This is a genomic window from Staphylococcus sp. GDY8P47P (assembly GCF_016892225.1).
GTDB lineage: Bacteria > Bacillota > Bacilli > Staphylococcales > Staphylococcaceae > Staphylococcus > Staphylococcus borealis.
In genome coordinates, this window is the sequence record NZ_JAFENV010000069.1 from 1 (window position 1) to 803 (window position 803).

The 803-nt window shown below is 35.2% G+C and carries 1 protein-coding gene; it reads left to right on the forward strand.

Translation table 11 applies throughout. The features are described from left to right. Positions 1 to 803: PTS transporter subunit EIIC (locus JVV30_RS13120; protein WP_204194369.1), on the forward strand; the 803-nt coding region annotated here is incomplete at both ends.

An 803-nucleotide genomic window follows, 5' to 3' on the forward strand; every position in this document is an offset into this window, starting at 1 on the left:
ATCTTTGTTCCGATTATACCAGCCATCGTTGCTGGTGGTTTATTAATGGGGTTAAATAACATTTTGACTGCGAAAGATTTATTCTTTTCAGGTAAATCATTGATAGATGTATATAGTCAATTTGCTGGATTAGCTGAAATGATAAATGTTTTTGCGAATGCACCATTTACATTATTACCAATTTTAATTGGATTTAGTGCAGCAAAACGTTTTGGTGGCAATCCGTTATTAGGTGCTGCATTAGGTATGATATTGGTTCATCCATCGCTAATGAGCGCATACGATTTCCCAAAAGCAGTTGAAGCAGGTAAGGCTATTCCATATTGGGATGTATTTGGTTTGCATATTAATCAAGTAGGTTATCAAGGACAAGTGTTACCTATGCTTGTAGCAGCTTATATCTTAGCCTCAATTGAAAAAGGGTTACGCAAAGTTATTCCAACGGTGTTAGATAATTTGTTAACACCATTGTTATCTATTTTTATAACAGCATTTCTAACATTTTCATTTGTAGGTCCAATCACTCGACAATTAGGTTACTGGTTATCAGATGGTTTAACATGGCTTTATGAATTTGGTGGTGCAATTGGTGGATTAATATTCGGATTATTGTATGCTCCAATTGTTATTACAGGTATGCATCATAGCTTTATAGCTGTAGAAACGACATTAATTGCAGATGCCACTAAAACGGGTGGATCATTTATATTCCCGATTGCGACAATGTCTAATGTTGCACAAGGTGGTGCAGCAATTGCAGCGTTCTTTATTATTAAACAAAATAAGAAGTTAAAAGGTGTGGC